The organism is Streptomyces sp. NPDC002232 (assembly GCF_042890295.1).
Taxonomy (GTDB): Bacteria; Actinomycetota; Actinomycetes; order Streptomycetales; family Streptomycetaceae; genus Streptomyces.
Genome location: NZ_JBIARV010000008.1, coordinates 344,723 through 371,064 on the forward strand (window position 1 = coordinate 344,723; position 26,342 = coordinate 371,064).

The following is a 26,342-nucleotide window of genomic DNA, read 5'->3' on the forward strand; positions in this document are numbered from 1 at the left end:
TACCCTTTGGGTTACTTAACGGTAGTTAGCAAGCGTGGGAGTGAGTGAGCGTGTCAGGTTCTGCTGATTTCGACCTGTATCGGCCTTCCGAGGAGCACGACATGCTCCGGGAGTCGGTGCGTGCCCTCGCGGAGGCGAAGATCGTGCCGTTCGCGGCGGCGGTGGACGAGGAGGGCCGGTTCCCGCAGGAGGCCCTGGACGCGCTGGTCGCCAACGACCTGCACGCGGTGCACGTCCCCGAGGCCTACGGCGGCGCGGGCGCGGACGCGCTGGCCACGGTGATCGTGATCGAGGAGGTCGCCCGCGCGTGCGGCTCGTCCTCGCTGATCCCCGCGGTCAACAAGCTGGGCTCGCTGCCGGTGATCCTGTCCGGTTCCGAGGAGCTCAAGCACCAGTACCTCGCACCGCTGGCCAAGGGCGACGCGATGTTCTCCTACGCCCTGTCCGAGCCGGACGCCGGCTCCGACGCCGCCGGGATGAAGACCCGCGCCGTGCGCGACGGCGACTCCTGGGTCCTCAACGGCGTCAAGCGCTGGATCACCAACGCCGGCGTCTCGGAGTACTACACCGTGATGGCCGTCACCGACCCCGACAAGCGCTCCAAGGGCATCAGCGCCTTCGTCGTGGAGAAGTCCGACGAAGGCGTCTCCTTCGGCGCCCCGGAGAAGAAGCTCGGCATCAAGGGCTCCCCCACCCGCGAGGTCTACCTCGACAACGTCCGCATCCCCGCGAGCCGCATGATCGGCGCCGAGGGCACCGGCTTCGCCACCGCCATGAAGACCCTCGACCACACCCGCATCACCATCGCCGCCCAGGCCATCGGCATCGCCCAGGGCGCCCTCGACTACGCCAAGGGCTACGTTCAGGAGCGCAAGCAGTTCGGCAAGCCCATCGCCGACTTCCAGGGCGTGCAGTTCATGCTCGCCGACATGGCCATGAAACTCGAAGCCGCCCGCCAGCTCACCTACGCCGCCGCCGCCCGCTCCGAACGCGTCTCCACCGGCGCCGACGGCGCCAAGGAACACCTCACCTTCTTCGGCGCCGCCGCCAAGTGCTTCGCCTCCGACATCGCCATGGAGGTCACCACCGACGCCGTCCAGCTCCTCGGCGGCTACGGCTACACCCGCGACTACCCCGTCGAACGCATGATGCGCGACGCCAAGATCACCCAGATCTACGAAGGCACCAACCAGGTCCAGCGCATCGTCATGGCCCGCAACCTCCCGTAGGACGCGCGAGGGGCGCCCTCCCACCGGAGGGCGCCCCTTTCCGCGTTCCGCCGCCGCTCAGCGGCCGGACTCGACGGTGACCTTCTCGTCGTTCCTGATCTGCTCGACGAGCTGCTTCACCTTCGGCATGTCCCACTTCAGGGAGTTCTGCGGCGCGGACCCGGCGATCGGCATGTTCATGGACTTGCCGTCGCCGCCGCTGATGCCCTTCATCGCGAAGAACATCTTGCCGAGGTCGTACAGCGACATGTCCTTGTCCACGATCAGGGTGTCCAGACCGGCGCCGAGCGTCGGGTACAGCGCGAACGGGTTGAGGATCGTGCCCGGCGTCGCCGCCTGGTTCGCGAGCGCGGAGAGGAACTTCTGCTGGTTCTTCGTCCGCTGGAGGTCCGACTCGGCGAAGGCGTACCGGGTCCGGACGAAGGCGAGCGCCTGCTCGCCGTTGAGCGTCTGCTTCCCGGCCTGGAAGTCGGCGCCGGACTTCTTGTCCTTGAAGCCCTTGTCGATGTTCAGCTCGACGCCGCCGAGCGCGTCCACGATGTTCGCGAAGCCGGCGAAGCCGATCTCCGCGTAGTGGTCGATGCGCAGGCCGGTGTTGTACTCGACGGTCCGCACGAGCAGCTCGGGGCCGTCCATCGCGTAGGCCGCGTTCAGCTTGGAGCCGCCGCGGGCCGGGTACGCCTTGCCCGACTCGGAGCCGACGAAGTTCGGGATGGTCACCCAGGAGTCACGGGGGAGCGACACCATCGTGTTCCCGCTGGAGCAGGCCGCGAGGATCATCATCGAGTCGGTCCGCTTGCCCTCGGCGGAGCCGGTGTGGAGCTTCTTCTTCTCCTCGGCGGACATGCCCTCGCGGCTGTCCGAGCCGACGATCAGATACGTCGTGCAGTCGCCCTCGGACGGACGCTCGATGACCTTGGAGAGGTCGACCTCGGTCCGCATCTGCGAGCTCGCCCAGGCGTAGGTGCCGATGCCCCAGGCCGTGACGGCGACCACCAGGACGATCGAGCCGATCTTGATGCGCTTGCGCCAGTCCGGCGCCGGCCGGCCGGGCCCCTGCGGGGTGTACTGCGGCGGCACGCCGCCCTGGCCGCCGCCCTGCCCGCCACCCCGGTTCTGGGGGCCTCCGTACACCTGGCCGTCGCTGTAACCGGAGTCGTAGCCCTGGTTCCGTGCCTGGGTGAAGTTCGGGTCGTAGCCCTGGCCGTGGCCCTGCGGGGAACGCGGCGGCTGCTGCGGAACCTGCGGTCGCCGGACGTGGCTCATCCGGCGGGGTCCCTCGGGCTGATCGGGCCAGTCATTCATGTGGACCAGTGTGCCGGGCAGCTCTTTCCGGGCGACAGTCCGGGTGGACGATCGGACCGGTGCTGTTGCCAAGCTGATGCAAACCGGACCGAACGGCGACCGCGCCAGGACCCGGCATATGGTGGAGGGCATGACAGATCAGGGCGATATCCCGGGCAAGCCCATCTCCGCGTCCCGGACCACCCTCAGCCACATCATGACGAGCCACGACACCAACCTCCTGGGCACGGTGCACGGCGGCGTGATCATGAAGCTCGTCGACGACGCGGCGGGCGCCGTCGCGGGACGCCACTCGGGCGGCCCGGCGGTCACGGCCTCCATGGACGAGATGGTCTTCCTGGAGCCGGTCCGGGTCGGCGACCTGCTGCACGTGAAGGCCCAGGTCAACTGGACCGGCCGGTCCTCCATGGAGGTCGGCGTACGGGTCATGGCCGAGCGCTGGAACGAGTCCACGCCCGCCACCCAGGTCGGCTCCGCCTACCTCGTCTTCGCCGCCGTCGACGCCGATGGCAGGCCCCGCCGGGTCCCCCAGGTCCTTCCGGAGACCGAGCAGGACAAGCGCCGCAACCAGGAGGCCCAGATCCGCCGCACCCACCGCCTGGCCCGCCGCCAGGCCATCAAGGAGCTGCGGGAGCGCCGGGTGGCCGAGGGCTACGAGGACTGAGCCCGGCGAGCGGCCCGGGGACGGTCACCGGCCGCCGGGGCGAGCGCCGCAGGCCCGGGACGGTCACCGCGGCCGTCGGGACGGTCACCGCGGCCGTCGGGACGGTCACCGCGAGCCCGGGACCGTCACCGCGGGCCCGGGACCTCCCCGTCGAGCGCCGGGACCGTCACCGCGTCCCCGGCACCGTCACGGGCAGACCACCTTGTCCCCGGTGACCGCCTCGAAGGGCGCCTCCGTGGTCTCCGCGCGGACCGCCCGGACGGCCTTCCAGTCGCCCGCCACGGTCACCCGCAGCGTCCCGCCCCGCCCCGCGACGGCCCGCAGCTCGGCGCCGGGCAGCGCCGCCGCCAGCGACTTCGCCGACCGGTCCCAGCGCGGGTCGTACTCGACGAGGGTCCGCGTGCGCGGTGACCCGGTCATCGGCGCCCGGGTGGTGTCGAAGCCGGTGGCGCGCAGCGCGTCGTCGACCTTGCGGCCGAGGCCGTCGGTCCGGGTCCCGTTGTAGACCTGGACCTTGACCGACCGTGGCGGTACGTCCACCACGACCGCCTTCGGCGCCTTCGCGGAGTCCTCCTCCTTCGGCGCGGGACCGGCGAGCGGCCGGTCGTCCCGCAGCGCCTGGAACAGCCGCTGGGCCTTGGCCGCGTCCCACTTCACGGTCGAGCCGATGCCCTTCACGGGGAAGCTCATGTCCCCGATCGGCACGGACACGAACTCCGACGACGCCGGGGTGAACCCGTGCATCGCCTTGGCGAGCGCCAGCAGCTGATCCGTACCGAACTCCTCGTCGGCCCGCACGGAGCCCAGCATCGTCGTCGCGACCTCGCGGAACCGCACCGGGTTGAGCAGCACCCCGCCGTCCGTCACCCGGTCGACGAGCGCCGCCAGGAACCGCTGCTGGCGCTGCATGCGGCCGATGTCGGCGGCCCCGTCGATGTGCCGGGAGCGCACGTACTGAAGTGCCTGGCCGCCGTCCAGCTCATGGGTGCCGGGGGACAGGTCGAGCCCCGTGTACGAGTCCTTCAGGGGCCGCGCCGTACAGATCTGCACCCCGCCGACGGCGTCCACGGTCCGCATGAAGCTCGTGAAGTCGACCTCCAGGTAGTGGTCGATCTTCACCCCGGTCATCGACTCGACGGTCCGCACGGTCAGACCGGGCCCGCCCTCGGCGTAGGCCGCGTTCAGCTTCACCGGATGCGCCTTGTGCTTCCGGCCGCTCGTCAGATCGGTGTGCTCGGGCATCTCCGCGTACGAGTCGCGGGGCAGGCTGACGACGCTCGCCCGCTCCCGGTCCTCCGAGATGTGCACGAGCATCACCGTGTCGGTGCAGTGGCAGGGCGCGCCGCCGAGCCGGTACTTCCGCTTCTCCTCCGGGGTGATCCGGTCCCGGCCGTCCGTGCCGACCACCAGCACGTTCATCCCGTGTCCGGCCTGCGGGCGGTTCTTCATGTCCTTGAAGGGGTCGACCCGGGTGATCCCGGTGTCCAGACCGGTCACCACGGCGTGCCCGATCCCGCCGGCCGCGAGGACCGTCACCGAGAGCGCCGTCGCCATCCGCATCCCCCACCGGGGGCGCCTCCGCCGCCGGCGGACCGGTGCGCGCCGGGCGGCGGGCCGGGGACGGGGCGTGCGGGGCGGTGTGGGCACGGACGGACACCTCCGCGGGTGTGACAGGGGAACCGTGAGCACCGTAGGCCCATACGATCAGCGCAAGGGCCCACCGCCCGCTCGGCGCGCATGTCTGTCCCCCGTTCGCGGTAACGCGGCGGCGGATGGACGCCACCCCCGCACACGGCGACGGCCGGGCCCCTTCCGGGCCCGGCCGTCGCCGTGTGCGGGGGAGCGGGTCAGCTCTTCCCGTCCCAGCGGTAGACGGAGTAGACGTCCATGCAGGTCGCCTTGTCGTCGGCGCCCTCGGGGAGGTCGCCCGCGACGGACTTCGGCTTCTTGAAGGTGGCGCCCTCGCGCCAGTCGGAGCCCACGACGAGGGTGATGCCCTCCGCCTTGGCGTCGGCGCGCACGGCGGAGTCGGGCAGGTTGGCCGCCTTCGCCACGGAGAGGGCGTTCGCCCGGCCCTGGTCGCCGTCCGCCTTGGGGTAGGTGATCAGGGTGTCCCTGCGCGGCTCGGCCTCCTTGGAGGCGTCGGCCTGGGTGAAGCCCTTGCCCTGGAGGGCCTCGGCGACGGTGCGGGCCCGTCCCTCGGTGGGCGGCTGCTCGTCACCGGCGGTGCCGTTGACGACGGTCACGCCGAAGGAACCGGGCGCCTCGGCGGGCGTCTTCGGCTTCGCCGTGGGCTTCGGCTTGGCGCCGGCCTTGTCGCCGTTCTTGTCCAGCGCGACGTCGTCGCGGAGCATGGAGAACATCTTGTTCGCGGAGGACGGCACCAGCTGGAGCCACTCGTTGGGGCGCTGCGGGTACTCGACCGTGGGGACCGTGGCCGTGGTGAGCCGGTCCAGCTTGACGTTCTTGAGCTGCATCGACAGGTCGAAGAGCTTCGCCACGGTCTTCAGCTCGTCGGAGACCTGGAGGGCGCTCGTGGCCGTCTCGGCCAGCCCCATCAGCCGCCCGGTGTCGCTCCAGGCGTTCTGGCCCTGGAGCTTCTTCATCATGCCGTTCATGTACATGTGCTGGGCCTTGGCGCGGTTCTGGTCGCTGCCGAAGGCGTGCCGGGTGCGCAGCCACTGGAGCGCCTGCTCGCCCTTGACCTCGTGGGTGCCCTGGGGCATCTTCAGGCCGGATCCGCCCTTCACCACCGCGTTCGACTTGTCCCACACGCCGGTCTTCACGCAGACCGGGACGCCGCCGACCTCGTCGGCCATCGCCACGACACCGGCGAAGTCGACCATCAGCCAGTGGTCGATGTAGACCCCGGTGAGGGTCTCCCAGGTGGTGAGGGTGCAGCCGGGGCCGCCGCGCTGGAGCGACTCGTTGATGGGCCGGTTCTCGGTGGCCGCGTACTTGTGGCCGTCCTTGTCCTCGCACCGGGGGATGGGGACGACCGTGTCGCGCGGGATGGAGACGATCGAGGCGTTCTGCCGGTCGGCCGACACGTGCAGCAGCATCTGCACGTCGGCGAGGGGCTTGCGGTCCCGGTCGTTCTTGCCGCCGCCCAGGGCGATGTTCTTCTCGTCCGCCCGGCTGTCGGAGCCGATCAGGAGGATGTTCAGCGGGGTGTCGCCGAGCGCGTTCGGCGCGGCCTTCTTCACGCCGCTCTCGCCGCCCGCGCGGCCACCGCTGCGGATGTTGCCGTTGAGGTGCTCGTAGTACAGGTATCCGGCGCCGGCCGTCCCGAGTATCAGCAGCGACAGCGTGATCGCCGTCCACCGCAGCACCTTGCGTTTGCCGGTCTTCTTGGCCTGCTTGCGCGCGGCGGCGCGGCCGCCCGCTCCCGTGCCGCCTCCGCCGCCGCGGCGGCGCTCGGCACGGCCCGGCCCCTTGGAGGCACCGGCCTCCTCCTCGGGAGCGTCGTCCTGTGCGTCGGCGGCCTCGCCGCCTTCGTACAGGTCGTCGTCCCAGCCCAGTTCACGGGCGCGCGGAACGCTTTTCCGCGTTCCCTCCCCACGCACGCTGCTCTGTCCCACCCCAGGTCCCCTCGTCAGTCAGAGTGCCTCAAGGCCCGGTGTTTCCGGGTCACTTGGCGCACACCTGCTTGTCTGCTGCTACCTTCTCCAGATCCTTCGGCGCCTTTGCCGGTCCGGTGATGGGCACCCCCGCGCCCTTGAAGTCCGCGCCGAGGACGAGCGTCATGGGCTCGCGCTCCGCGGCGTCCTGTGTGCCCGGCTGGAGAGCCGTGGCCGGCAGACCCATCATGTCCGCGAGCTTGCGGGCCTGATCGGCCTGGTTCGGTGCATAGGTGAGCGTGGTCTTCGCCGCCTTCTCCGGGGCGTTGCTCTTGTTGGTGGAGCGGCTGACGCCCTGCGTGTTCTGCAGCCAGTTGAGGGTCGACTGGGCCGCCCCCGTGATCCCGCTGCCGTTGAAGACGTCGACGCGCACCTCGGCCGCGGTGGACCGCGTGCCCTTGAGGACCGCCGCCTGCGCGTTCTTGGCGTCCTGCTGCTTCTTCTTCACCTCGGTGAGCGAGGTGTCGGACTGGAGCATCGCGAACAGCTGCGGTGCCTTGACCGGGTCGGGGACGACCGTCGCCCGGACCTTCTCGGCCGGGTTGTCGACGACGGGCAGCGTGGTGAACGCGATGTTCTTGGCGTCGATCGACGACAGCTCGCGGGCCAGGGCCTGGAGCTTCGTCAGGTCGCCTATGCCGGAGTCGACGGTGAGGGCGCTCGTCGCCGCGTTGGCGAGGTCGTAGAGCTTGCCCGGGTCCGTCAGGGTGTCGTCCGACTTCATCTGGCGGATCATCGAACTCAGGAACTGCTGCTGGACCTTGATGCGGTCCAGGTCGCTCTCGTTGCCGAAGCTGTGCCGGGTCCGGACGAAGGCGAGGGCCTGCTCGCCCTGGATGACGGACTCGCCGGCGGGCAGCTTCAGGTGCGACTTCGGGTCGTTCACGGCCTTCTCGACGCAGACCTTCACGCCGCCGACGGCGGTCGTCATCTCCTTGACGGCGTTGAAGTCGGCCATCATGAAGTGGTCGACCGTCAGACCGGTGAGCTCCTCGACGGTGCGCATGACGCAGCCGGGGTCCCGGCCGTCCTGGCCGAGGCTCACGTTGAAGCGGACGTCGGTCTCGCCGGGGATCGTCTTGATGCTCTTGTCGGGCTGGCGCGACTGGCACTCGGGGATGTCCGTCTTCATGTCGCGCGGGATGGAGAGCGCGGTGGCGTTCGTCCGGTCCTTGGAGACGTGGAAGAGGATCGTGGTGTCGGCGTGGCCGGGGCTGTCCTTGTCGCCGTAGCCCGCGTTGCCCGCGCCGGTCCGCTTGTCGGTGCCGATGACGAGAATGTTGAAGGGCTTGCCCTTGGCGAATCCGGCGTCGGTGTTCTTGCCGACGACGTCGACGACGTCGAGGTTGCCGTTGAGCTTGTTGTAGAGGGCGTACGCGCCCGCCGCCCCGCCCACGAGCACGAACGCCATCGCGCCGCCGGTCCACAGGAGGACCTTCTTCTTGCGGCCGGCGCCCTGCTTGCGCTTGCGGCGCCGCTGCGCCGGGATCTGCCCGCCCGCCGGCTCCTCGGGGGCGCGGCGGCGGCGCTGGCCCGGGACGGGCGCCTCGGCGGGCGCGGAGGCGGGGGCCGACGTGGGTGCGGCGGAGGCGGATCTCCGGGGGCGGGACGGGGTCTGCGCCTGCGGCTGCCCAGCGGAGCGGTCCAGTCGCAGTTCGTAGTTGCCGGTCTGCGGGTTGAGGACCCACTGGTCGGCGGGGTCGATCTCGTCCGCCCGTCCACGGCTGTGCGCGTCCACGGTTACTCGAGTCCTCCGTCGGTGCCACGCGGGGCGCCTCCCCCACAGGGCGCCGCTCTCTCGGTCGTTCGATCCTTGGTGAGTGCGACCACGCGGTCGGGGTGCACCGGATCGCGTCACACTATCCGCCCAGTTCAGCGTGGGGCGACGCCCGTGACAAATTCCACGCCCCTTACAACCGGGCAATTTGCTCAAACCTCATCGCTCTCAACGGTCCCCTTGGGGCGGCCTTTACTCGCACACCCCTTCCGCCGCGCTGCGTCCCGTGAAGGTCGGAGTCGTGGAGGGCCCCGGGGCGTCCGGATCGTCGGGCTTCCCGTCCCCGCCTCGGCTCCCGTCCTTCCGGTCGCTCTCGGGTGTCACCAGAACGGGCCTGTCCTCGCGCAGTTGCCTGAACAGTTCGCTGGCCGCCGGTTGCACCAGTTCGTCCCGGTTCGCGTCCAGGTGGTAGGACCGGCGGGGCACCGTGAGGAATTGCACCTTCTCCGTCGGGATCGCCCGCATCGACCGCGCCAGGTCGTACAGGTCCTTCAGCGAGTCGAGACCCGGGTCCGTGGTGACCGCCTTCGTGGCCGCGTCCAGCACCGGATAGAGCTTCGTCGGGTTCAGCAGCACCCCGTCGCTCTGCACCTTGTTGACGAGCGCCCCGAGGAACTGCTGCTGGCGGTCCATGCGTTCCGTGTCGCTGCCGTTCCCGAGCGACTTGCGGGCCCGTACGAAACCGAGCGCCTGCTCCCCGTGGAGCGTCTGGCGGCCCGCGGGCAGCTTCAGCTTCGCGTCCGGGTCGTTCACCGGCTCCTTGAGGCAGACCTCCACCCCGTCCACGGCGTCCACCATCTTCTTGAAGCCCCGGAAGTCGATCACCATGTGGTGGTCGATCCTGATCCCGGTCAGCTTCTCGACGGTGCGGATCGTGCACGCCGTACCGCCGAACTCGAAGGCCCAGTTGAACTGCGCGAACTGCTCCCGGGTCCGCGCCCCGTCCGCCGTGCGGCAGCTCGGGATCGTCACCATCAGGTCGCGGGGCACGGAGACGGCGGTCGCGCTCGTCTTCCCCGCCGCGAGGTGCAGCAGGATCGTCGTGTCGGACCGCTGGGTGCCCTGGTCCCTGCCGTACTTCCGGTTGCCCTCGCCGGCCCGGGTGTCCGAGCCGATCAGCAGGATGTTCCGGGCGGCCGAGGTGCCGGCCGGCGGACGCTCCTTCTCGTACCGCCGCAGTTCGGCGTCGGCGGTGGTGTCCGTGGTGATGTTGTTGTCGAGCTTCCGGTAGAACCACCAGCCGATCCCGGCGGCGGCCAGCACGACGAGCGCACAGCCGAGGGCGGTCCAGCGCAGCCAGTGGTGGCGCCGGCGCGGTGCCTCGGGGGCGCCGGGCTCCGGCTCCCCCTCCTCCGGTGCCGGGGGATCCGGTTCGGCGGGCGTGCCTGCACGGTCCGTCACGTCTGGGTCCGTCCTTCATGGCGTCGGCGGCGCGCCGGGCGTTCCGCCGGTCACAGAAGGAGACGGCCGAACCCGACGCTTGGTTGTGCGGAAGGAATCGACTCCCCCCGGCCGATCATGTACCGGACGGGGCGCGCGGACCCGGGGACTCGGCGCGGTGCTACTCCGAACGGGGCGCCGAGCGGCGCGGGGGGCCGATGCCGACGGGTGTCGGGACGGGTGTCGGGACGGGTGTGTGCGGCGGGCGCCGGCGGCTCCGCGTGGACCGGAGCGGCCGGCGCGCTCCCGGAGGGCCGTGTGCGTGACGGGCTCACGCCCTCCCGGCGAGCCGCGCGCGTGACGGGCTCACGCCCCCTCAGAGGGCCGTGTGCGTGACGCGCTCGCTCTCGATGCGCTTCTCCAGGCCCTCGGCGCCCAGCCGGTCCAGGTTCCGGCACAGGACGACGGAGCCGCCCGCCGCGAGCGGGGCGTACAGGCCGGACGAGAGGCCCTGCCAGTCGCCGTAGCCGGACCCGGAGAGCAGCCTGGAGCCCGGCGCGAGGCCGAGCGTCGCCGCGTCCGCGCGGGCCTGCTCGACGAGCTGCGCGGCACTGCGTTCCGTACCGTCGACGACGAGCGCCGGAGCCTCCGGATCGACCGGTACGAAGGGGGCGAAGCGGTCGCCCTGGCTCGGCACCTCGACCGCGTAGTCCGCGTATCCGGCGGGCGCGGCCGGGAAACGGCGGCCCAGCGGGGCCAGGGAGAGCGCGATCCGCTCCCCGGAGCAGGCGAGACCCGCCTCCAGGGTGTCCGGCCCCGCGACCACCACGTCCGCGTCCGCCGGGTCGCCGCCGACCTCGGCGGTCACGCCGACGGAGGCGCAGGCGAGCAGCCAGACGGCGCTCTGCCAGTGCGCGGGCAGCAGCAGGGCGAGCCGGTCGCCGGGCGCGGCGGACAGTTCGCCCTGGAGCAGGTTCGCCGTCTTGGCCACCCAATTGGCGAAGGTGGCGACGGACAATTCCACGCGCTCACCGGTGGCGTCGTCGTAGAAGGTGACCAAGGGGCGGGCGGGGTCCGCGGCGAGCGCGGATCGCAGCAGGTCGGCGGGGGTGCGGTCGCTGGCGTTCACGCCGGACAGCGTACGCGGGCGGCCCCGCGCGGGTCCGCCGTACCGGTGACGCCGTCCTCCGGTCGGACCGACGGCCCGTCAGTTTCCGGGCGTGTTCCCGGCGCGCGGATCGGCGCGCCGCTCCGCACGATCGGCCCATGCGTGCCTCACTCGCCTCCTCGATCGCCGTCACCTGCGCGGCGGTACTCGCCCTGCCGGTCCCCCTCACCGCGCCGGCGGCGGCCTCGACGCCCTCCGCGGCCGCCTCCGCCCTGCCCCCCGCGCCCGAACTCCCGGGCTCGACCCAGTCGCTCCCGCTCCAACCGCTCGGCGCCGCCACGCGGTCCCTGGGCGGTGGGGCGACCGACTCGGGCGAGCAGGGACTCACCCGACGCGACGTCAGACCCTTCTCGCTCGTCGGCGTCGTCTGGGACGACCCGACGGCCCCCCTGCACGGCACCGTGCAGGTCCGCACCCGGGCCACCGGGGGCGGCACCTGGTCGGAGTGGCAGGACGTGGAGACCCACAACGAGGAACACGGTGCCGACCCGGGGAGCGCCGAGGGCCGTGCCGGGGCGCTCCGCGGGTCCACGGCTCCGCTGTGGGTGGGCGACTCGGACGGCGTGGAGATCCGGGTACGCGGGGAGGAGACGCTCCCGTCGGGCCTGCGGCTCGAACTGGTCGACCCGGGGGAGGGCCCCGCGGGCGACCAGGACCAGGAGCGGACGGCCGAGCGCGAGGCCCCCGCCCCGCACTCCCGCACCGCGGCGATGCCCGTGGCCCCCGCCGCCCTGAGCGCGCCGGAGGCGGCGGCGAGCGCGGTGAACGCGCAGCTCGCCCCGTACGGCGCGACCTGGATCCCGGCCCTCTCGAAGGAGGAGACCGAGCTCACGGTCCGGACCATGCACCTCCAGGACGCGGGCCGGACGGCCCCGGTCCAGGCGGCACCTCCCGCGGCCGCGGCGGGGCAGGCGGCTCCGGCCGCACCCGCGGCGGCGGCGGCGAAGCCGTACATCGGACCCCAGCCCAAGATCATCACCCGTAAGGGCTGGGGCGCGGACGAGAGCATCCGCGAGAAGGGCTTCGTCTACACGAAGACCATCAAGGCCGCCTTCGTCCACCACAGCGCCACCGGCAACAACTACACGTGCAGCAAGGCGCCGTCCGTCCTGCGCAGCATCTACCGCTACCACGTGCTGAGCAGCGGATGGCGGGACATCGGCTACAACTTCGCCGTCGACAAGTGCGGAAACATCTACGAGGGCCGGGCGGGCGGCGTGGCCAAGCCGGTCCTCGGCGCGCACACGCTCGGCTTCAACACCAACAGCATGGGCATCGCCGTCCTCGGCACCTTCACCAAGAGCAACCCGCCGGCCGCCGTCGTGACCGCCGTGGCCCGCCTGACGGCGTGGAAGCTCGGACTGCACGGGGTGAACCCCAAGGGCTCCTCCTACCTGGTCTCGGGCGGCGGAAACCTGTACAAGAAGGGCACGACCGTACGCTTCAACTCCATCGCCGGTCACCGCGACGGATTCGCCACGGAATGCCCCGGCGCACGCCTCTACGGCAAGCTCGGCACGGCCCGCACGAGCTCCGCGAAGTACCAGGGAAGGCCCTGATGGGGACGCGGATGGGGGCAGGGGGGCAACCATCCGCATAAACTGACCGGTCACATCGCACGGACGACCGATCCGGGCGAGCCGGCCGGCCCCGAACAGGAAGCAGAGACGACAAGGTGACAGAAGCGATCCTCCTGGTCGGTGGCAAGGGCACACGGCTGCGACCCCTCACGGTCAACACGCCGAAGCCCATGGTCCCGGCGGCGGGCGTCCCCTTCCTGACCCATCAGCTGGCCCGCGCCCGTGCCGCCGGCGTCGAGCACATCGTGCTCGCCACCTCCTATCTGGCCGAGGTCTTCGAGCCGCACTTCGGTGACGGCTCCGACCTCGGCCTGAGCCTGGAGTACGTCACCGAGGAAGAGCCCCTCGGCACCGGCGGCGCGATACGCAACGTCGCCTCGCGACTCCACTCGGGTCCCGACGAGCCGGTCCTCATCTTCAACGGGGACATCCTCACCGGCCTGGACATCCAGGCCCTCGTCGCGACCCACTCCTCCTCCGGCGCGGACGTCTCGCTCCACCTCACCCGGGTCGAGGACCCCCGCGCCTTCGGCCTGGTCCCCACGGACGACACCGGCCGCGTCACGGCCTTCCTGGAGAAGCCGCAGACGCCGGAGGAGATCGTCACCGACCAGATCAACGCGGGCGCGTACGTCTTCAAGCGCTCGATCATCGACACGATCCCCACCGGCCGCCCCGTCTCGGTCGAGCGCGAGACCTTCCCGGAGCTCCTCTCCTCCGGAGCGCACCTCCAGGGCATGGTGGACTCCACCTACTGGCTGGACCTCGGCACCCCGCAGGCCTTCGTCCGGGGCTCCGCCGACCTCGTCCTGGGCCGCGCGCCCTCCCCGGCCGTCCCGGGCCGCTGCGGCGACCGCCTGGTCCTGCCGTCCGCCCGCGTCGCCCCGGACGCCAAGCTGACCGGCGGCACGGTCGTCGGCGCGGACGCGGTCGTCGGCGAGGGCGCCCGCGTGACGGGCTCCACCCTGCTGGCCGGCGCGATCGTCGAGGCCGGCGCGGTGATCACGGACTCCCTGATCGGCGCGGGGGCCCGCATCGGCGCCCGTACGGTGGTCAGCGGGGCGGTCATCGGGGACGGGGCGCAGGTGGGCCCGGACAACGAACTCCGCGAGGGCGTCCGAGTCTGGTGCGACACCACCCTCCCCCCAGGCGCCGTCCGCTTCTCCTCGGACCAGTAACCCGCCCGCGTCGCGCCCACCGCGCCTCGCGCCGTGGGCGCCGCGCCCCCGCGGCGGGCCCGCGTCCCGCCGTTGTGGGCGGTGCCCACCCGACGGCCCGTTGCGGGCCCGCACCCTGCCGCCCCCGTTGTGGGCAGGCGTTCCGCAAGGGGCGGAACGGGTGGGCACAACGGAACGGCGCCCTTGCCGGCGCCAGAGGCTCCTGCGCCTGAACCCGCACCACCCGGGTGCAGCACATGGTGGTGCGGGCCGGGGGCGGAACGCGGAGGCGCCGCGAAGGGCGCCGTCCCGTGTGCCCACCCGTCCCGCCCAGCGGGACGATTGCCCACACGGGGGCGTGGGCGACGGGCCCACGACGGCCGCGGGGCCGCGGGGCCGCGGGCACACGGGCGCGGGCGACGGGCCCGCAAGGGCCCGGGCCCGGGGCGCACGGGCGCGGGCCAAGGCCCCCAGGCCCCCACAGGCACAGCCCCCCGCCCCACCCCACCCCGCTACCCTCGTACCCATGGCCGCCCGCTTCCCCCCAGGACCCCCAGGACCCCCAAGACCCACCCGCACCACAGCCCGCGGCGGCCACGTCCCCGTCCCCACCCCCCGTTCCCTGGACACCGCGCCGGACCTGGACCTGGGGCTCACCCTCGGCCCGCTCCGCCGGGGCCCCGCCGACCCCACGTTCCGGGCGACCCCGGACGGCTCGGTGTGGCGGGCCAGCCGGACCCCGGACGGGCCCGGGACGCTCCGGGTCCGGATGGACGCCGGGCGGGCCGTGGCGGAGGCCTGGGGCCCGGGTGCCGCCTGGCTCCTGGACGGCCTCCCGGCGCTGCTGGGCGCCGAGGACGACCCGGCCGCCTTCGTCCCGCGCCACAAGCTGCTCCTGGCGATCCACCGCCGCCGTCCCGGCCTGCGCCTGACCCGCACGGGTCTGGTCCTGGAGGCCCTGATCCCGACGGTCCTGGAGCAGAAGGTCACGACGCACGAGGCCTACGGCTCCTGGCGCCACCTCGTGCGGAAGTACGGCGAGCCGGCCCCGGGCCCGGCCCCCGAGGGCCTGTACGCGATGCCCGACGCCCGCACCTGGGCCCGCATCCCGTCCTGGGAGTGGCACCTGGCGAACGTGGACGGCAAGCGCGCGGCCACGATCGTCCGCGCGGCGCGCGTGGCGGCCCGCCTGGAGGAGGCCGCGGCGATGGACGGCCCCGCGGCCCGCGCGCGCCTGGAGCTGGTCCCGGGCATCGGCCCGTGGACGAGCGCGGAGACCGTCCAGCGCAGCAACGGCGCTCCGGACGAGGTCACCACCGGTGACCTGCACCTGCCCGGCATCGTCGGCTGGGCGCTCGCGGGCGACCGCACGACGGACGATGCGGCGATGCTGGACCTCCTGGCCCCGTACGCGGGCCAGCGCCACCGCGCGGCCCGCCTGATCCTCCTCAGCGGCCGCGTACCGCCCCGCAGGGCTCCCCGCATGACACCGGGGAACATCGCCGGGCTCTGAGCACGGGCACGGCCCGCCCGCCTACCTGACCTCGACGAACTCCGCGGCTGGCCGCGCCGGGCGGTCCTTCGGCGGGGCCGCCGGGTGGCCGATGGCGACCGCGCCCATGGGGTCCCAGCCGTCCGGCAGCCCGAGGACGTCCCGTACGACGTCACGGCAGAACATCGTCGAGGACACCCAGGCCGAGCCGAGCCGCTCCCCGGCGAGCGCCACCAGGAAGTTCTGCACGCCCGCGCCCGCCGCCACCACGAACATCTCGCGCTCGGCTGCGTCCCGGCGCGGGTCGCCGTAGTGGTGGGAGCCGTCCATGACGAGGCACGGCACGGCGAGGTAGGGCGCGTGGCGCAGCACGTCACCGCGCCGGACGCGCTTCGCGACGGACTCCTCGGACTTCCCGTCCCGCCGCAGGTCCGCGATCCACGCGTCCCGCATGGCGTCGAGCAGCCGCGTCCGCGACTCCGGGGACTCCAGGAGCACGAACCTCCACGGCGTGGTGTGGTGCGGCGCCGGGGCCGTCACGGCGGCCGCGACGGCCCGCCGGACCGCCCCCGGGTCGACCGGCTCGGCGGTGAACTCCCGTACCGTCCGGCGCAGCGTCACCGCCTCCCGTACGGCCTCCGAGGTCCCGAGCCGGAACATGTCGTCGGCGGCGGAGCGCACCAGGGCCCGCGCTCCCTCCTCGTCGTCGCCGCCCACCACGTGGGGCAGGCCGCGCACGACGGCGACGGGCAGTCCGGCGGCCTTGCCCTTCACCAGGTCTCCGGCGGCGGCGAGTTCGTCGGCCGTGGCGACCACGGTCGCGCTGAGCGGATTGCCGTGCGCGTCGGTGCCGCCGCGCAGGTCGTCGAGGACCCGAACGCCGGCCGCGCCGATCGCCACGTCGGTGAGCCCGCTGCGCCAGGGCCGTCCGAAGGTGTCCGTGACGACGACGCCGACGTCGACGCCGAGCGCCTCGCGCAGGCCCGAACGGATGCGCCGGGCCGAGGCGTCGGAGTCCTCGGGCAGCAACAGGACCGTGCCGGAGGGGGTGTTGGAGGCGTCGACCCCGGCGGCGGCCATGACGAGCCCCTGCCGGTTCTCGACGATCCGCAGGGCGCCGCGCCGGGCCACCACCCGTACCGTCTCGGCGTCGATGGCCTCCTCGCGGTCGGCGGCGGCCGTCACCCGCCCCTCCGCCTTACTGACGATCTTGGAGGTGACCAGCAGGACGTCGCCGTCGGCGAGCTCCGGCGCCACGGAGGCGATGAGCTTGGCCAGGTCGTCACCGGCGGCCACCTCGGGCAGCCCGGACAGGGCCCAGACCCGGTACGCGGGCGCGTACGCGCCGGAACCGGCCCCCTCCCCACCCGGGACCGCACCGCCGCAACCGGCACCGTCCGGGATCGCCCCGCCCGGCCCCGACGGAGGCGCCGTCGTCACGCCCGTACCTCCTCGGCCAGCGCCAGCGCCTCGCGGGCCATCGCGGCCGTCGCGTCCAGGTCCGTCATCATCAGCGGCACCGCGCGGCAGGCGATCCCCGCCGCCTCGACCTCCGCGACCGCGCCCGCGTCCACGGTGTCCACGAGCCAGCCGCCGACGAGCTCGGCGCCGTAGTGCAGGGCCACCGCCGCCGCCGTGGACTCCACGCCGACGGCCGCGAGCACCTTGTCGGCCATGCCGCGCACGGGGGCGTCGCCGACGATGGGGGAGAGCCCCACGACGGGCGCCCCGGCCGCGACGACCGCCTCGCGGATCCCGGGCACGGCCAGGATCGTGCCGACGCTCACCACGGGATTGGACGGCGGGAAGAGGATGACGTCCGCCGCGGCGACGGCCTCCAGGACGCCCGGCGCGGGCTTCGCCGCCTCGGCGCCGACCGGTACGACGGCCTTCGCGTCGACGGAGGCGCGCAGCTTCACCCAGTACTCCTGGAAGTGCACCGCGCGCTGCTCGCCGTCGACCTCGATCGCCACGTGTGTCTCGACGCGGTCGTCGGACATCGGGAGCAGCCGGACACCGGGCTTCCACCGGTCGCACAGCGCCTCGGTGACCGCGCTGAGGGGGTAGCCCGCGCCGAGCATCTGCGTGCGGACGATGTGGGTGGCGAAGTCCCGGTCGCCGAGGCCGAACCACTCGGGCCCGACGCCGTACGCCGCGAGCTCCTCCTTGACGGTGAAGGACTCGTCCGTGCGTCCCCAGCCCTGCTCCTCGTTGATGCCACCGCCGAGGGTGTACATCACCGTGTCCAGGTCGGGGCAGACCTTCAGCCCGAAGAGATGGATGTCGTCACCGGTGTTGCCGATGACCGTGATCTCCGCGTCAGGCGCGGCCTGCTTGAGGCCGCGAAGGAAACGGGCACCACCGATGCCGCCGGCCAGAACCACAATGCGCATGCGGACAGTCTGTCAGCAGCGGGCTGATCGTATGAGGGGTGGTGGCCGGGAGAGGGCCGGGCCCGTGGCACCGCCGGCGGCCTGGAGCGGGCCGGGCCCGTCGGGCGACCGGCGCACCGCCGCCGGCCGGGAGCGGGGCGGGTCCGTCAGACGACCGGGGCGTCCACGGCGGCCGGGGCGCACTGCGCCCGGAGCGACTCGTGCATGGACTCGTGCATCGGCATCTCGGTGAGGCCGGGGAAGTAGACGTGCAGGCTGACGGCCGGTTCGAGGGAGTCGTTGACGACCTCGTGGACGTAGCCCGGCGCGAAGATCCGCTCTCCGCCGGGGGCGAGCGTCCGCGTGCCGCGGTCCGTGCGCTCCGTCAGCTCGCCCTCCAGGACGGTCAGCACGCCGGAGGAGAGGCCGTGGTCGTGGAGCCCGCTGCCCTGTCCGGGCACCCAGGAGAGCAGCCACACCTCGTAGCCGGGGCCGGTGCGCAGGCGGTGGTACCAGCGGGTGGTGGCGTCGTACTCGACGTGCGGGGCCCACTGGGAGCGGTCGGCGGCGAGGGAGCGCGCGAGGCCGGCGAACTCGGCCACGGTGACGGGGTGGGCGCGCTCGGGCTGGAGGAGGTGCGGGACCTCGAGGATGTCGCCGGCGATCTGAAGGTCGCTGTCCATGTTCATGGGGTGGGGAGGTTCCTCAGCAGAAACAGAAGCGGTGGGGGTCACGGAAGAGAGGTGACACGGGTGACGCTGGGAGGAGGAGCTGGAGCTCTACGGCATCAACAGCTGGGACAGCAACAGCAACAGCGCGCCTGGACAGCGCGGCGGAACCCACGGGCGTGGGTCGCGGAGGGCGCTGCGGTCGCTGGCATGCCACCAAAGGTGGCCGGAGCGGCACCCGACTGTCAACTCAATGCCCGATTTGGGGGTAATGTTTCACCTCATCCGGTTACTGCGTCCGGAGAAAGGTTTGTTCAAGCGCGGACCAGGACAGATGGCGCTTCGACCGTGCCCGTAAACATCACGGGCGCGATCGGGCTGTGATCCGGATCGCTTCCACGGCCCGATCGCAACAAGATCCACGTCCCGGTCGTCCTTCCCTGTGAAGGAGGTGCGGCACGGTCAGGCCCGCGGCATGTGTCAGGTTTTTGGTGATTTGAACACTTTCCGCATAGGCTTGGTTCCGCAGAGTGAATACGGGGCCCAATAGCAGATCTCGGCTTGACTCGCACAGAGCACAAACTTGTAATTTCACTCGTGTCGTTCGGCCGGGTTCGCCCGGCAACATCACGGGACGCACAGAACAGACGAGGGGCGCACATGACCGAGTTGTTCCAGGAACTGCTGGTCGAGGACGCGGACGAGGAACTCGGCTGGCAGGAGCGCGCGCTGTGCGCCCAGACCGATCCCGAGTCCTTCTTCCCCGAGAAGGGCGGCTCGACGCGTGAGGCCAAGAAGGTCTGCCTCGCCTGCGAGGTCCGCTCCGAATGCCTCGAGTACGCCCTCCAGAACGACGAACGCTTCGGCATCTGGGGCGGCCTCTCCGAGCGAGAGCGACGCCGCCTGAAGAAGGCCGCCGTCTGAACCGCGCCGGGCCCGCCGGCCCCCGCGCGCCACGGCGCGCACACCAGGACATGACGAACGGTCCGCCCCCCTGAACCCCACGGGAGGCGGACCGTTCCGCGTGTCCGGCACCCGGTGTCCGTTACGCAGTCGTCCCGCACGGTCTGTCCACAGGGACGGCGGACCGCTCCGCGTGCAGCCGTTAGTGTGGGCCTCCGTCCGAGACGCTCCCCACGCCCCCCGCGGGCGACCCCGGCCGGAGGGCCCGTAGCTCGATGTCCTCAACTCCTGAGTTTCCGCGACACGTCGTCACCGCCGTGCTCGTCACCCACGACGGCGCCCGCTGGCTGCCCGACGCGCTCGCCGGGCTGCTCGCCCAGGAGCGCCCCGTGCAGAACGTGGTGGCGGCCGACACCGGCAGCGCCGACGACTCGGCGCAGCTCGTCGCCGACGCCATCGGCGCCGACCGCGTCCTGCACCTCGCGCGCCGCACCGGCTTCGGCGCCGCCGTCGAGGAGGCCGCCCGCACCGCGCCCCCGCTCGGACCCGAGGACCTGCCCTACCTGAAGCGCCCCAGCGGCTGGGACCCCGTCAGCCGCACCTGGAACGACGAGGCGTACGACCTCCCCGAACTCCCGCACGGCGAACCGGTCCAGTGGCTGTGGCTCCTCCACGACGACTGCGCCCCCGAGCCCGGCGCCCTCGCCGAACTCCTGCGCGTCGCCGACTCCGACGCGGAAGCCGCCGTCATCGGCCCCAAGCTGCGCGGCTGGTACGACCGCAAGCAACTCCTCGAAGTCGGCGTCGGGATCGCCCGCAGCGGCCGCCGCTGGACCGGACTCGACCGCCGCGAACAGGACCAGGGCCAGCACGACCAGGTCCGCTCCGTCCTCTCCGTCTCCACCGCCGGCATGCTGATCCGCCGCGACGTCTTCGAGGGCCTCGGCGGCTTCGACCGCCGCCTGCCCCTCATGCGCGACGACGTCGACCTGTGCTGGCGCGCGCACTCCGCCGGCCACCGCGTCCTCGTCGCCCCCGACGCCGTCCTGCGCCACGCCGAGGCCTCCGCCCGCGAGCGCCGCACCGTCGACTGCGCCGGCCGCACCGCAGCCGACCCGCACCGCGTCGACAAGGCCGGCGCCGTCCACACCCTCCTCGCCAACACCCGCGGCAGCGCCCTTCCGTACGTCCTCGTGCGGCTCGTCCTCAGCACCCTGCTGCGCACCCTCGCCTACCTCGTCGGCAAGGCCCCGGGTCAGGCGGTCGACGAGGTCACGGGCCTCTTCGCGACCCTGCTGCGCCCCGAGAAGATCCTCGCCGCCCGCAAGCGCCGCAAGAACCCGGCCGTCCCCAACAGCGAGTTCCGCGCCCTCTTCCCGCCGCCCGGAGCGACCCTCCGCGCCACCGTCGAGCAGATCGCCTCCCACTTCGGCGGCGCCGAGGCCGAGACCGGCGGCTCCCGCCACGGCGTCGTCGAGTCGGGACCCGGCGGCGACGACGCCGACTACCTGGAGATCGAGCAGTTCGCCCGGCTCAAGAAGATCGCCCGCAAGCCCGGACCGGTCCTCTTCGCCCTGCTCCTCGTGGTGTCCCTGGTCGCCTGCCGCAACCTCTTCGCCGGCGGCTCGCTGGCCGGCGGCGCCCTGCTGCCCGCCCCCGACACCGTCTCCGGCCTCTGGTCGCGGTACGCCGACTCCTGGCACGCCCTCGGCACCGGCGGCACCCAGACCGCCCCGCCCTACCTCGCCGTCCTCGCCGTGCTCTCCGCGCTGTTCCTCGGCTCCACCTCCACCGCGCTGACCGTGCTGCTGGTCTGCTCGGTCCCGCTCGCCGGGTTCACCGCGTACTTCGCCGCCCGGGGCATCGTCGAGTCCCGGCTGCTGCGCGCCTGGGGCGCCGTCGCGTACGCCTTCCTGCCCGCCGCCACCGGAGCCCTCGCCGCCGGCCGGCTCGGCACCGCCGTCCTGGCGATCCTGCTCCCACTGATCGCCCGGGCCGCCGTCGCCGCCCACGGCTTCAACCGGCCCGACCGAGGCAGCTGGCGTGCCACCTGGGCGTACGCCTTCCTCCTCACCTTCGCGATGGCGTTCACCCCGGTCGTCTGGCCGCTCGCCGTCCTCCTCGGCCTCGGCGTCCTCGCCGTGCGCCGCTCCGACCTCCCCGCGTACGGGCTGCGCTTCCTCGCCGCCGTCGGCACCCCGCTGCTGCTCCTCGCGCCCTGGTCGCTCACCCTGCTCACCGACCCCGGCGCCTTCCTGCGCGAGGCCGGACTCGACGTCCGCACGGGCACGGCGACCGCGCTCGACCTGCTCGGCACCAGCCCCGGCGGCCCCGGAACCACCGGCGGCCTGCTCCTGATCGGCCTCGTCCTCGCCGGACTGGCCGGACTGCTCCGCGAGGAGCGCGGGCTCGCCGTCCGCGCCGCCTGGGCCGCCGCCCTCGCCGGACTCCTGCTCGCCGTCCTCGCCAACGGCGCGGGCGGCACCGGCTGGGCCGGACCCGCCACACTCGTCTACGGCGCCGCCCTCATCGCCGCCGGCATGATCGGCGCCGAGGGCGGCCGCACCCGCGTCGCCGCCCACGGCTTCGGCTGGCGCCAGCCCGTCGCCGCCCTCATCGCCCTCGCCTGCGCCGTCGGCCCCGCCGTCGCCGCCGTCGGCTGGATGATCGGCGGCGCCGACGGCCCGCTGACCCGGCGCGACCCGGTCCAGGTCCCGGCCTTCGTCGCCGAGGAGAGCGGCACCCGCGACCAGCCCCGCACCCTCGTCCTCGGCGGCGGCGCGCCCGGCGAGGTCGCGTACACCCTCGTCCGCGGCTCCGGCGCCCGCCTCGGCGACGGCGAACTCACCGACGCGGCCGAGGCCGACCCGCGCCTCGACGCGGTCGTCGCCCGCCTCGTCGCCGGCTCCGGCGCCGACCAGACCGAGGAGCTCAGCGGCTACGCCGTCCGGTACGTCCTCGTACGGGACGGGGCACCGCGCCAGATGAGCCGGGTCCTCGACTCCACCCCCGGCCTGAGCCGGCTCAGCCAGCTCGACGGCAGCGCCCTCTGGCGCGTCGACCGCGAGATCGCCCGCGTCATGATCGTCCCGCCCGCGGCCAAGACCGCCGACACCGACAAGGCGCCCGAGACGGCCCAGCCGGTCGCCGTCGCCGCCGGACCCGTCGAGGCCCACACCGACGTCCCCGCGGGCCCCGCCGGGCGCGTCCTGCGCCTCGCCGACCGCGCCGACGAGGGCTGGACCGCCACCCTCGACGGCAAGGAGCTCACCCGGACCACCGTCGACGACTGGGCCCAGGGCTTCGAGCTGCCCGCCCAGGGCGGCCGCCTCGACCTCACGTACGACGAGCCGCTCACCCACACCGCGTGGATCTGGGCCCAGGCCGGCCTCGCCCTCGTCCTGCTGGTCCTGGCCCTGCCCGGGCGGCGCCGCGAGATCGACGACGACCTGCCCGAGGAAGAGCTCGCGATCCCCGCCCAGGCGGCCGAGGGCGACGGCCGCCGGGCCCGCCGCCTGCGCGCCGCCGCCGAGGCGGAAGCCGCCGCGGAGAGCGCCGAGCCGGCCGCGGAGGCCGCCTTCGACGCCTTCGGGACCGCCCAGGGCGGCCCGGCCCCCATCCCGGGACAGCAGACCCACGAGCCCGGGGCCCAGGAGCAGGACTGGGACGGCGGGTACGACCCGGCGTACGCCCAGCAGGCCCAGGCCCAGCAGCCCCAGGAACAGCCGCAGGCCCAGCCCTACGCGGACCAGGGCTACTACCAGGACTACGCGGCCGATCCGTACCAGCAGCAGCCGTACGCGTACCCCCAGCAGGGCTACGACCAGCAGCCCCAGGCCTACCCCGAGCAGGGCTACGAGCAGCAGCCCCCGCAGCAGTACGACCCGCAGCAGCAGGGTCAGCCGCAGGAGTACGACCAGCAGCAGTACGACCCGTACGGCGGCTACGGCTACGGGTACCCCCAGGGCCACGAGACCGAGCAGCGTCCCGACGGGAGCAGCAACCAGTGAAGCGCACGACCCTCTCCCTGATCGCGGGCGCCACGGCCCTCGCCGCCGTCACCGGCTTCGCGGCCCTCACCGCCCCGGACGGCTCCGCGGCCCCCGCGGCGAAGCCCACCACCCGCCTCCCGGTCGAGCGCGCCGGCCTCGTCTGTCCGGCGCCCAGCACCTCCGAGGTGGCCGAGACGCTCTACACCTCGTACACCCCGGCCGGCGCGGGCTCCGCCCCCGCCGGCGGCAAGGCGGACCCGCCGACCGCGCAGCTGCGGACCGCCGCGCGCGCGGCCGGCGACAAGCCCGGCCAGAAGCCGAAGGCCGTCAAGGCACCGGCGACCGTCACCGCCCCCGGCAAGCCCGTCACCGCCGAGGCGGAGGGCGCCTCCGTGCCCGCCCTCACCGGCGCCGCGACCGGCGCCCTCGCCCCCGGCTGGACGGTCCAGCAGACCACCGTCGTCCCGGCCGGCGGCGCGCGCGGACTCCTCGGCCTCGGCTGCGGCGCCCCCGACACCGACTTCTGGTTCCCGGCGGCCTCCACCGCCAAGGACCGCCAGGACTACGTCCACCTCACCAACCCGGACGACACGGCCGCCGTCGCCGACATCGAGCTGTACGGCCCCGAGGGCGTCCTGAAGTCCCAGTTCACCGAGGGCATCCCCGTCCCCGCCCACTCCACCGTCCCGGTGCTGCTCTCCACCCTCACCAGCGAGGCCGCGCAGAAGGACGTCACCGTCCACGTCACCACCCGCAGCGGGCGCGTCGGCGCCGCCGTCGCCGTGGCCGACGACAAGCTCGGCAGCGACTGGATCGCCCCGGCGGCCGACCCGGCGACGAGCGCCGTGCTGCCCGGCATCCCGGCCGACGCCACCTCCGTGCGGCTCGTGGCCTTCGCCCCCGGCGAGGACGACGCCGACCTCAAGGTCCAGCTGGTCACCGCGACCGGCACGATCGTCCCGGCGGGCGGCGGCTCCCTCCACGTGAAGTCCGGGATGACGGCCGCCGCCGACCTGCCGAACCTCACCCGGGGCGCGGCCGGCTCGCTGCTGCTGACCCCGAGCGACCCGAAGAAGGCGACCCCGGTCGTCGCTGCCCTCGAAGTCGTGCGCGGCAAGGGCGACGACACCGAGATCGCGTTCATCCCCGCGACGGCGCCCGTCTCCGCGCGCGCGACGGTCGCCGACAACCGGGCCAAGGGCTCGACGCTCTCCCTGACCGCCCCGGGCGCCGACGCCCGGGTCAAGGTCACCGCCTCGGCCGGTTCCGGCGGCGGCGCGCCGGCGTCGAGGACCGTCACGGTCAAGGCGGGCACGACGACGGTCCTCACGGACCTGGCGCCCGCGGGCCTCAAGGGCTCCTACGCGCTGACCGTCGAACCGGTCTCGGGCGGCAAGGTCCACGCGGCCCGCACCCTCGTCCTGCCGGAGGACGGCGTCCCGATGTTCACCGTCCAGACCTTCGTCGACGACCGGGGCACGGTCGAGGTCCCGACGGCCCGCCAGGACCTGGGCGTCCTCGACTGACGGCGCGGCCGGAGGGCCCCCGCGGGGCGGAGCGGTCCGGGCACGCGCCCGGACCGACGCGGTGCGTTCAGCCCTGCCCGTACGGACGGGACCCGCTCGGTTCTGCCCGTACCGGACGTGGTCCGGTCGGTCCTGCCCGTACGGACGTGATCCGCTCGGTCCTGTCCCGTACCGACGCGGTCCGGTCAGTCCTGCTCAGTACCGACCCGGTCCGCTCAGTCCGGTCAGTCCTGCCCGTACCGGGGATCGACCGACTCGGGGGAGAGGCCGAGGAGCTCGGCGACCTGCTCCACGACGACCTCGTGCACCAGCAGCGCCCGCTCGTCCCGGCTCTTCGAGCGGATCTCGACCGGCCGCCGGTAGACGACCACCCGGGCCGGGTCGTTCTTGTCGGCCGGCACCGAGCCGCCCAGCGGCACCGTCTCGCCCGGCACCGGCGGCGGCACCTCCATCACCAGGAAGTCGACGTCCGCCAGCTGCGGCCAGCGCCGTTCGAGGCGCTCCACCGAGTCGAGGACGAGGTCGCGGAAGGTGTCGGCCCGGCTCGCGGAGAGCGGCACCTGCGGCGGCGCGACCGGTCCCCGCATCCCGCGGCCGTGCCGGTCGCGGCGGCGGACCCGGGGCTCCGCCGGGGGCTCCGTGGGACGGTGCGAGGGGCTCGGCGGCACAGGACTGTCCATCACTGACGCAGCGTAACCCTCATCCGTCCCACCGCACCGTGGCGCATCCTCGCCACCTCCCCCGGCGTGCCCGCGGTCCCGCACGCGTCCTGTCCAAACCTGAACATTCCGGCCGGGAGCAGGTCCGATTCGACGGTCCGTCACGATCGGCCATCTGGCCCTGGTTGACCGGATTTGTATCTCACGGTGTCCGGATAGCCCCCTGCCCGCACCCCCTTGGGACGCCTCCCGCGCAGGTCAGAGCCACGACCGCCCGGAGGCGGGTGTCGGAGGTCACACCGCGACACGGTGGAGTGACCTGAGGGAGAGTCGTCGCGGCCCGCTCAAGAGTGCGGTACCGTCCAACGTCGTGAGCCCTGTACGTCGCTGTTCGCGCACCGCGTGCGGCCGCCCTGCCGTCGCGACACTGACGTACGTCTATGCCGACTCGACTGCGGTCCTCGGCCCGCTCGCCACCTACGCCGAGCCCCACTGCTACGACCTGTGCGCCGAGCACAGCGAGCGCCTCACCGCCCCGCGCGGCTGGGAGGTGGTGCGGCTCTCCGACGGGTCCGCCCCCGCCCGCCCCAGCGGCGACGACCTCGAAGCGCTGGCCAACGCGGTACGCGAGGCGGCCCGCCCCCAGGAACGCGCGGCCGAGGCCGGCGGCAAGGGCGGCCCGGGCCGCGGCGGAGACCCCATGGAGGTCGGCCGCCGCGGGCACCTCAGAGTGCTCCGTTCGCCGGACAACTGACGCCAACCGGCCACCCTCCCCCCACCCCCGACCCGGTACCGCCGGTCTCCGGGTAGTTTTGGCGTTCCGTACACGCGCCGCACACGCGTGTGGAGA

19 protein-coding genes are annotated in these 26,342 nt (G+C 73.3%); 9 read left to right on the top strand and 10 right to left on the bottom strand.

The window, feature by feature from the left end; genetic code table 11:
* Positions 1–50 precede the first annotated feature (50 nt).
* Entirely contained in the window at positions 51–1,229 is a 1,179-nt protein-coding gene (locus ACFYXU_RS35470) for an acyl-CoA dehydrogenase family protein (protein WP_376514915.1), read from the top strand.
* A gap of 57 nt (positions 1,230–1,286) precedes the next feature.
* Here ACFYXU_RS35470 and ACFYXU_RS35475 read toward each other — a convergent pair whose 3' ends face one another.
* The gene (locus tag ACFYXU_RS35475) at positions 1,287–2,534 is read right to left on the bottom strand and encodes an LCP family protein (RefSeq protein WP_376514913.1); all 1,248 of its coding nucleotides are present in this window, start codon (positions 2,532–2,534) and stop codon (positions 1,287–1,289) included.
* A 130-nt stretch (positions 2,535–2,664) separates the two neighbouring features.
* On the opposite strand from ACFYXU_RS35475, the gene ACFYXU_RS35480 reads away from it, so the two are divergent.
* A complete protein-coding gene (locus ACFYXU_RS35480; RefSeq protein ID WP_376514911.1) occupies positions 2,665–3,198 on the top strand; it encodes an acyl-CoA thioesterase in 534 nt (177 codons plus the stop codon).
* Positions 3,199–3,384: 186 nt separating this feature from the next.
* Here the strand turns inward: ACFYXU_RS35480 and ACFYXU_RS35485 are convergent, their stop codons facing one another.
* The 5 genes from ACFYXU_RS35485 to ACFYXU_RS35505 all read right to left on the bottom strand — a co-directional run bounded on the left by ACFYXU_RS35485 (position 3,385) and on the right by ACFYXU_RS35505 (position 11,104).
* Positions 3,385–4,758, bottom strand: a complete 1,374-nt coding sequence (locus ACFYXU_RS35485) for an LCP family protein (RefSeq protein WP_376514908.1) — start codon at positions 4,756–4,758, stop codon at positions 3,385–3,387.
* Positions 4,759–5,045: 287 nt separating this feature from the next.
* Positions 5,046–6,779 carry an LCP family protein gene (locus tag ACFYXU_RS35490; protein ID WP_389461677.1) on the bottom strand — a complete coding sequence of 578 codons (1,734 nt, stop codon included), beginning with the start codon at positions 6,777–6,779 and terminating at the stop codon, positions 5,046–5,048.
* A gap of 49 nt (positions 6,780–6,828) precedes the next feature.
* Positions 6,829–8,556: an LCP family protein gene (locus ACFYXU_RS35495; protein WP_376515127.1), complete on the bottom strand. Its 1,728-nt coding sequence runs from the start codon at positions 8,554–8,556 to the stop codon at positions 6,829–6,831.
* A gap of 231 nt (positions 8,557–8,787) precedes the next feature.
* A complete protein-coding gene (locus ACFYXU_RS35500) occupies positions 8,788–9,996 on the bottom strand; it encodes an LCP family protein (RefSeq protein ID WP_376515125.1) in 1,209 nt (402 codons plus the stop codon).
* Positions 9,997–10,351: 355 nt separating this feature from the next.
* Positions 10,352–11,104, bottom strand: a complete 753-nt coding sequence (locus ACFYXU_RS35505) for a TIGR03089 family protein (RefSeq protein WP_389461679.1) — start codon at positions 11,102–11,104, stop codon at positions 10,352–10,354.
* A 137-nt stretch (positions 11,105–11,241) separates the two neighbouring features.
* Between ACFYXU_RS35505 and ACFYXU_RS35510 the strand changes: the two genes are divergently transcribed.
* The 3 genes from ACFYXU_RS35510 (at position 11,242) to ACFYXU_RS35520 (ending at position 15,393) form a co-directional block, all read left to right on the top strand.
* Positions 11,242–12,702: a peptidoglycan recognition protein gene (locus ACFYXU_RS35510; RefSeq protein ID WP_389461681.1), complete on the top strand. Its 1,461-nt coding sequence runs from the start codon at positions 11,242–11,244 to the stop codon at positions 12,700–12,702.
* Between the two features lie 116 nt (positions 12,703–12,818).
* Positions 12,819–13,901, top strand: a complete 1,083-nt coding sequence (locus tag ACFYXU_RS35515; RefSeq protein ID WP_329849530.1) for an NDP-sugar synthase — start codon at positions 12,819–12,821, stop codon at positions 13,899–13,901.
* 505 nt (positions 13,902–14,406) lie between these two features.
* Positions 14,407–15,393, top strand: a complete 987-nt coding sequence (locus ACFYXU_RS35520; RefSeq protein WP_389461683.1) for a DNA-3-methyladenine glycosylase family protein — start codon at positions 14,407–14,409, stop codon at positions 15,391–15,393.
* 21 nt (positions 15,394–15,414) lie between these two features.
* On the opposite strand, the gene ACFYXU_RS35525 is transcribed toward ACFYXU_RS35520, so the two are convergent.
* From ACFYXU_RS35525 to ACFYXU_RS35535, 3 genes are all read right to left on the bottom strand, one after another.
* Positions 15,415–16,776 (bottom strand): coenzyme F420-0:L-glutamate ligase, encoded by a 1,362-nt coding sequence (locus tag ACFYXU_RS35525; protein WP_376515131.1) that lies wholly within the window; start codon positions 16,774–16,776, stop codon positions 15,415–15,417.
* Positions 16,777–16,808: 32 nt separating this feature from the next.
* A complete protein-coding gene (cofD, locus tag ACFYXU_RS35530; RefSeq protein WP_361406140.1) occupies positions 16,809–17,765 on the bottom strand; it encodes a 2-phospho-L-lactate transferase in 957 nt (318 codons plus the stop codon).
* Between the two features lie 146 nt (positions 17,766–17,911).
* Positions 17,912–18,433: a cysteine dioxygenase gene (locus tag ACFYXU_RS35535; RefSeq protein WP_389409072.1), complete on the bottom strand. Its 522-nt coding sequence runs from the start codon at positions 18,431–18,433 to the stop codon at positions 17,912–17,914.
* Between the two features lie 639 nt (positions 18,434–19,072).
* On the opposite strand from ACFYXU_RS35535, the gene ACFYXU_RS35540 reads away from it, so the two are divergent.
* The 3 genes from ACFYXU_RS35540 (at position 19,073) to ACFYXU_RS35550 (ending at position 24,833) form a co-directional block, all read left to right on the top strand.
* Positions 19,073–19,336, top strand: coding sequence for a WhiB family transcriptional regulator (locus ACFYXU_RS35540; protein ID WP_015033978.1), 264 nt, complete (start codon positions 19,073–19,075; stop codon positions 19,334–19,336).
* Positions 19,337–19,590: 254 nt separating this feature from the next.
* Complete coding sequence (locus ACFYXU_RS35545; RefSeq protein WP_389461685.1) at positions 19,591–23,325, top strand: glycosyltransferase; 3,735 nt, start codon at positions 19,591–19,593, stop codon at positions 23,323–23,325.
* Positions 23,322–24,833, top strand: coding sequence for a DUF5719 family protein (locus ACFYXU_RS35550; protein ID WP_389461687.1), 1,512 nt, complete (start codon positions 23,322–23,324; stop codon positions 24,831–24,833). Before ACFYXU_RS35545 ends, ACFYXU_RS35550 begins: the two co-directional genes overlap by 4 nt.
* A 224-nt stretch (positions 24,834–25,057) precedes the next feature.
* Here the strand turns inward: ACFYXU_RS35550 and ACFYXU_RS35555 are convergent, their stop codons facing one another.
* Complete coding sequence (locus ACFYXU_RS35555) at positions 25,058–25,513, bottom strand: metallopeptidase family protein (protein ID WP_329849563.1); 456 nt, start codon at positions 25,511–25,513, stop codon at positions 25,058–25,060.
* Between the two features lie 298 nt (positions 25,514–25,811).
* Here ACFYXU_RS35555 and ACFYXU_RS35560 point away from each other — a divergent pair, with 298 nt between their 5' ends.
* Positions 25,812–26,246: a DUF3499 domain-containing protein gene (locus ACFYXU_RS35560; protein ID WP_376515130.1), complete on the top strand. Its 435-nt coding sequence runs from the start codon at positions 25,812–25,814 to the stop codon at positions 26,244–26,246.
* The last annotated feature ends 96 nt before the right edge of the window (positions 26,247–26,342 follow it).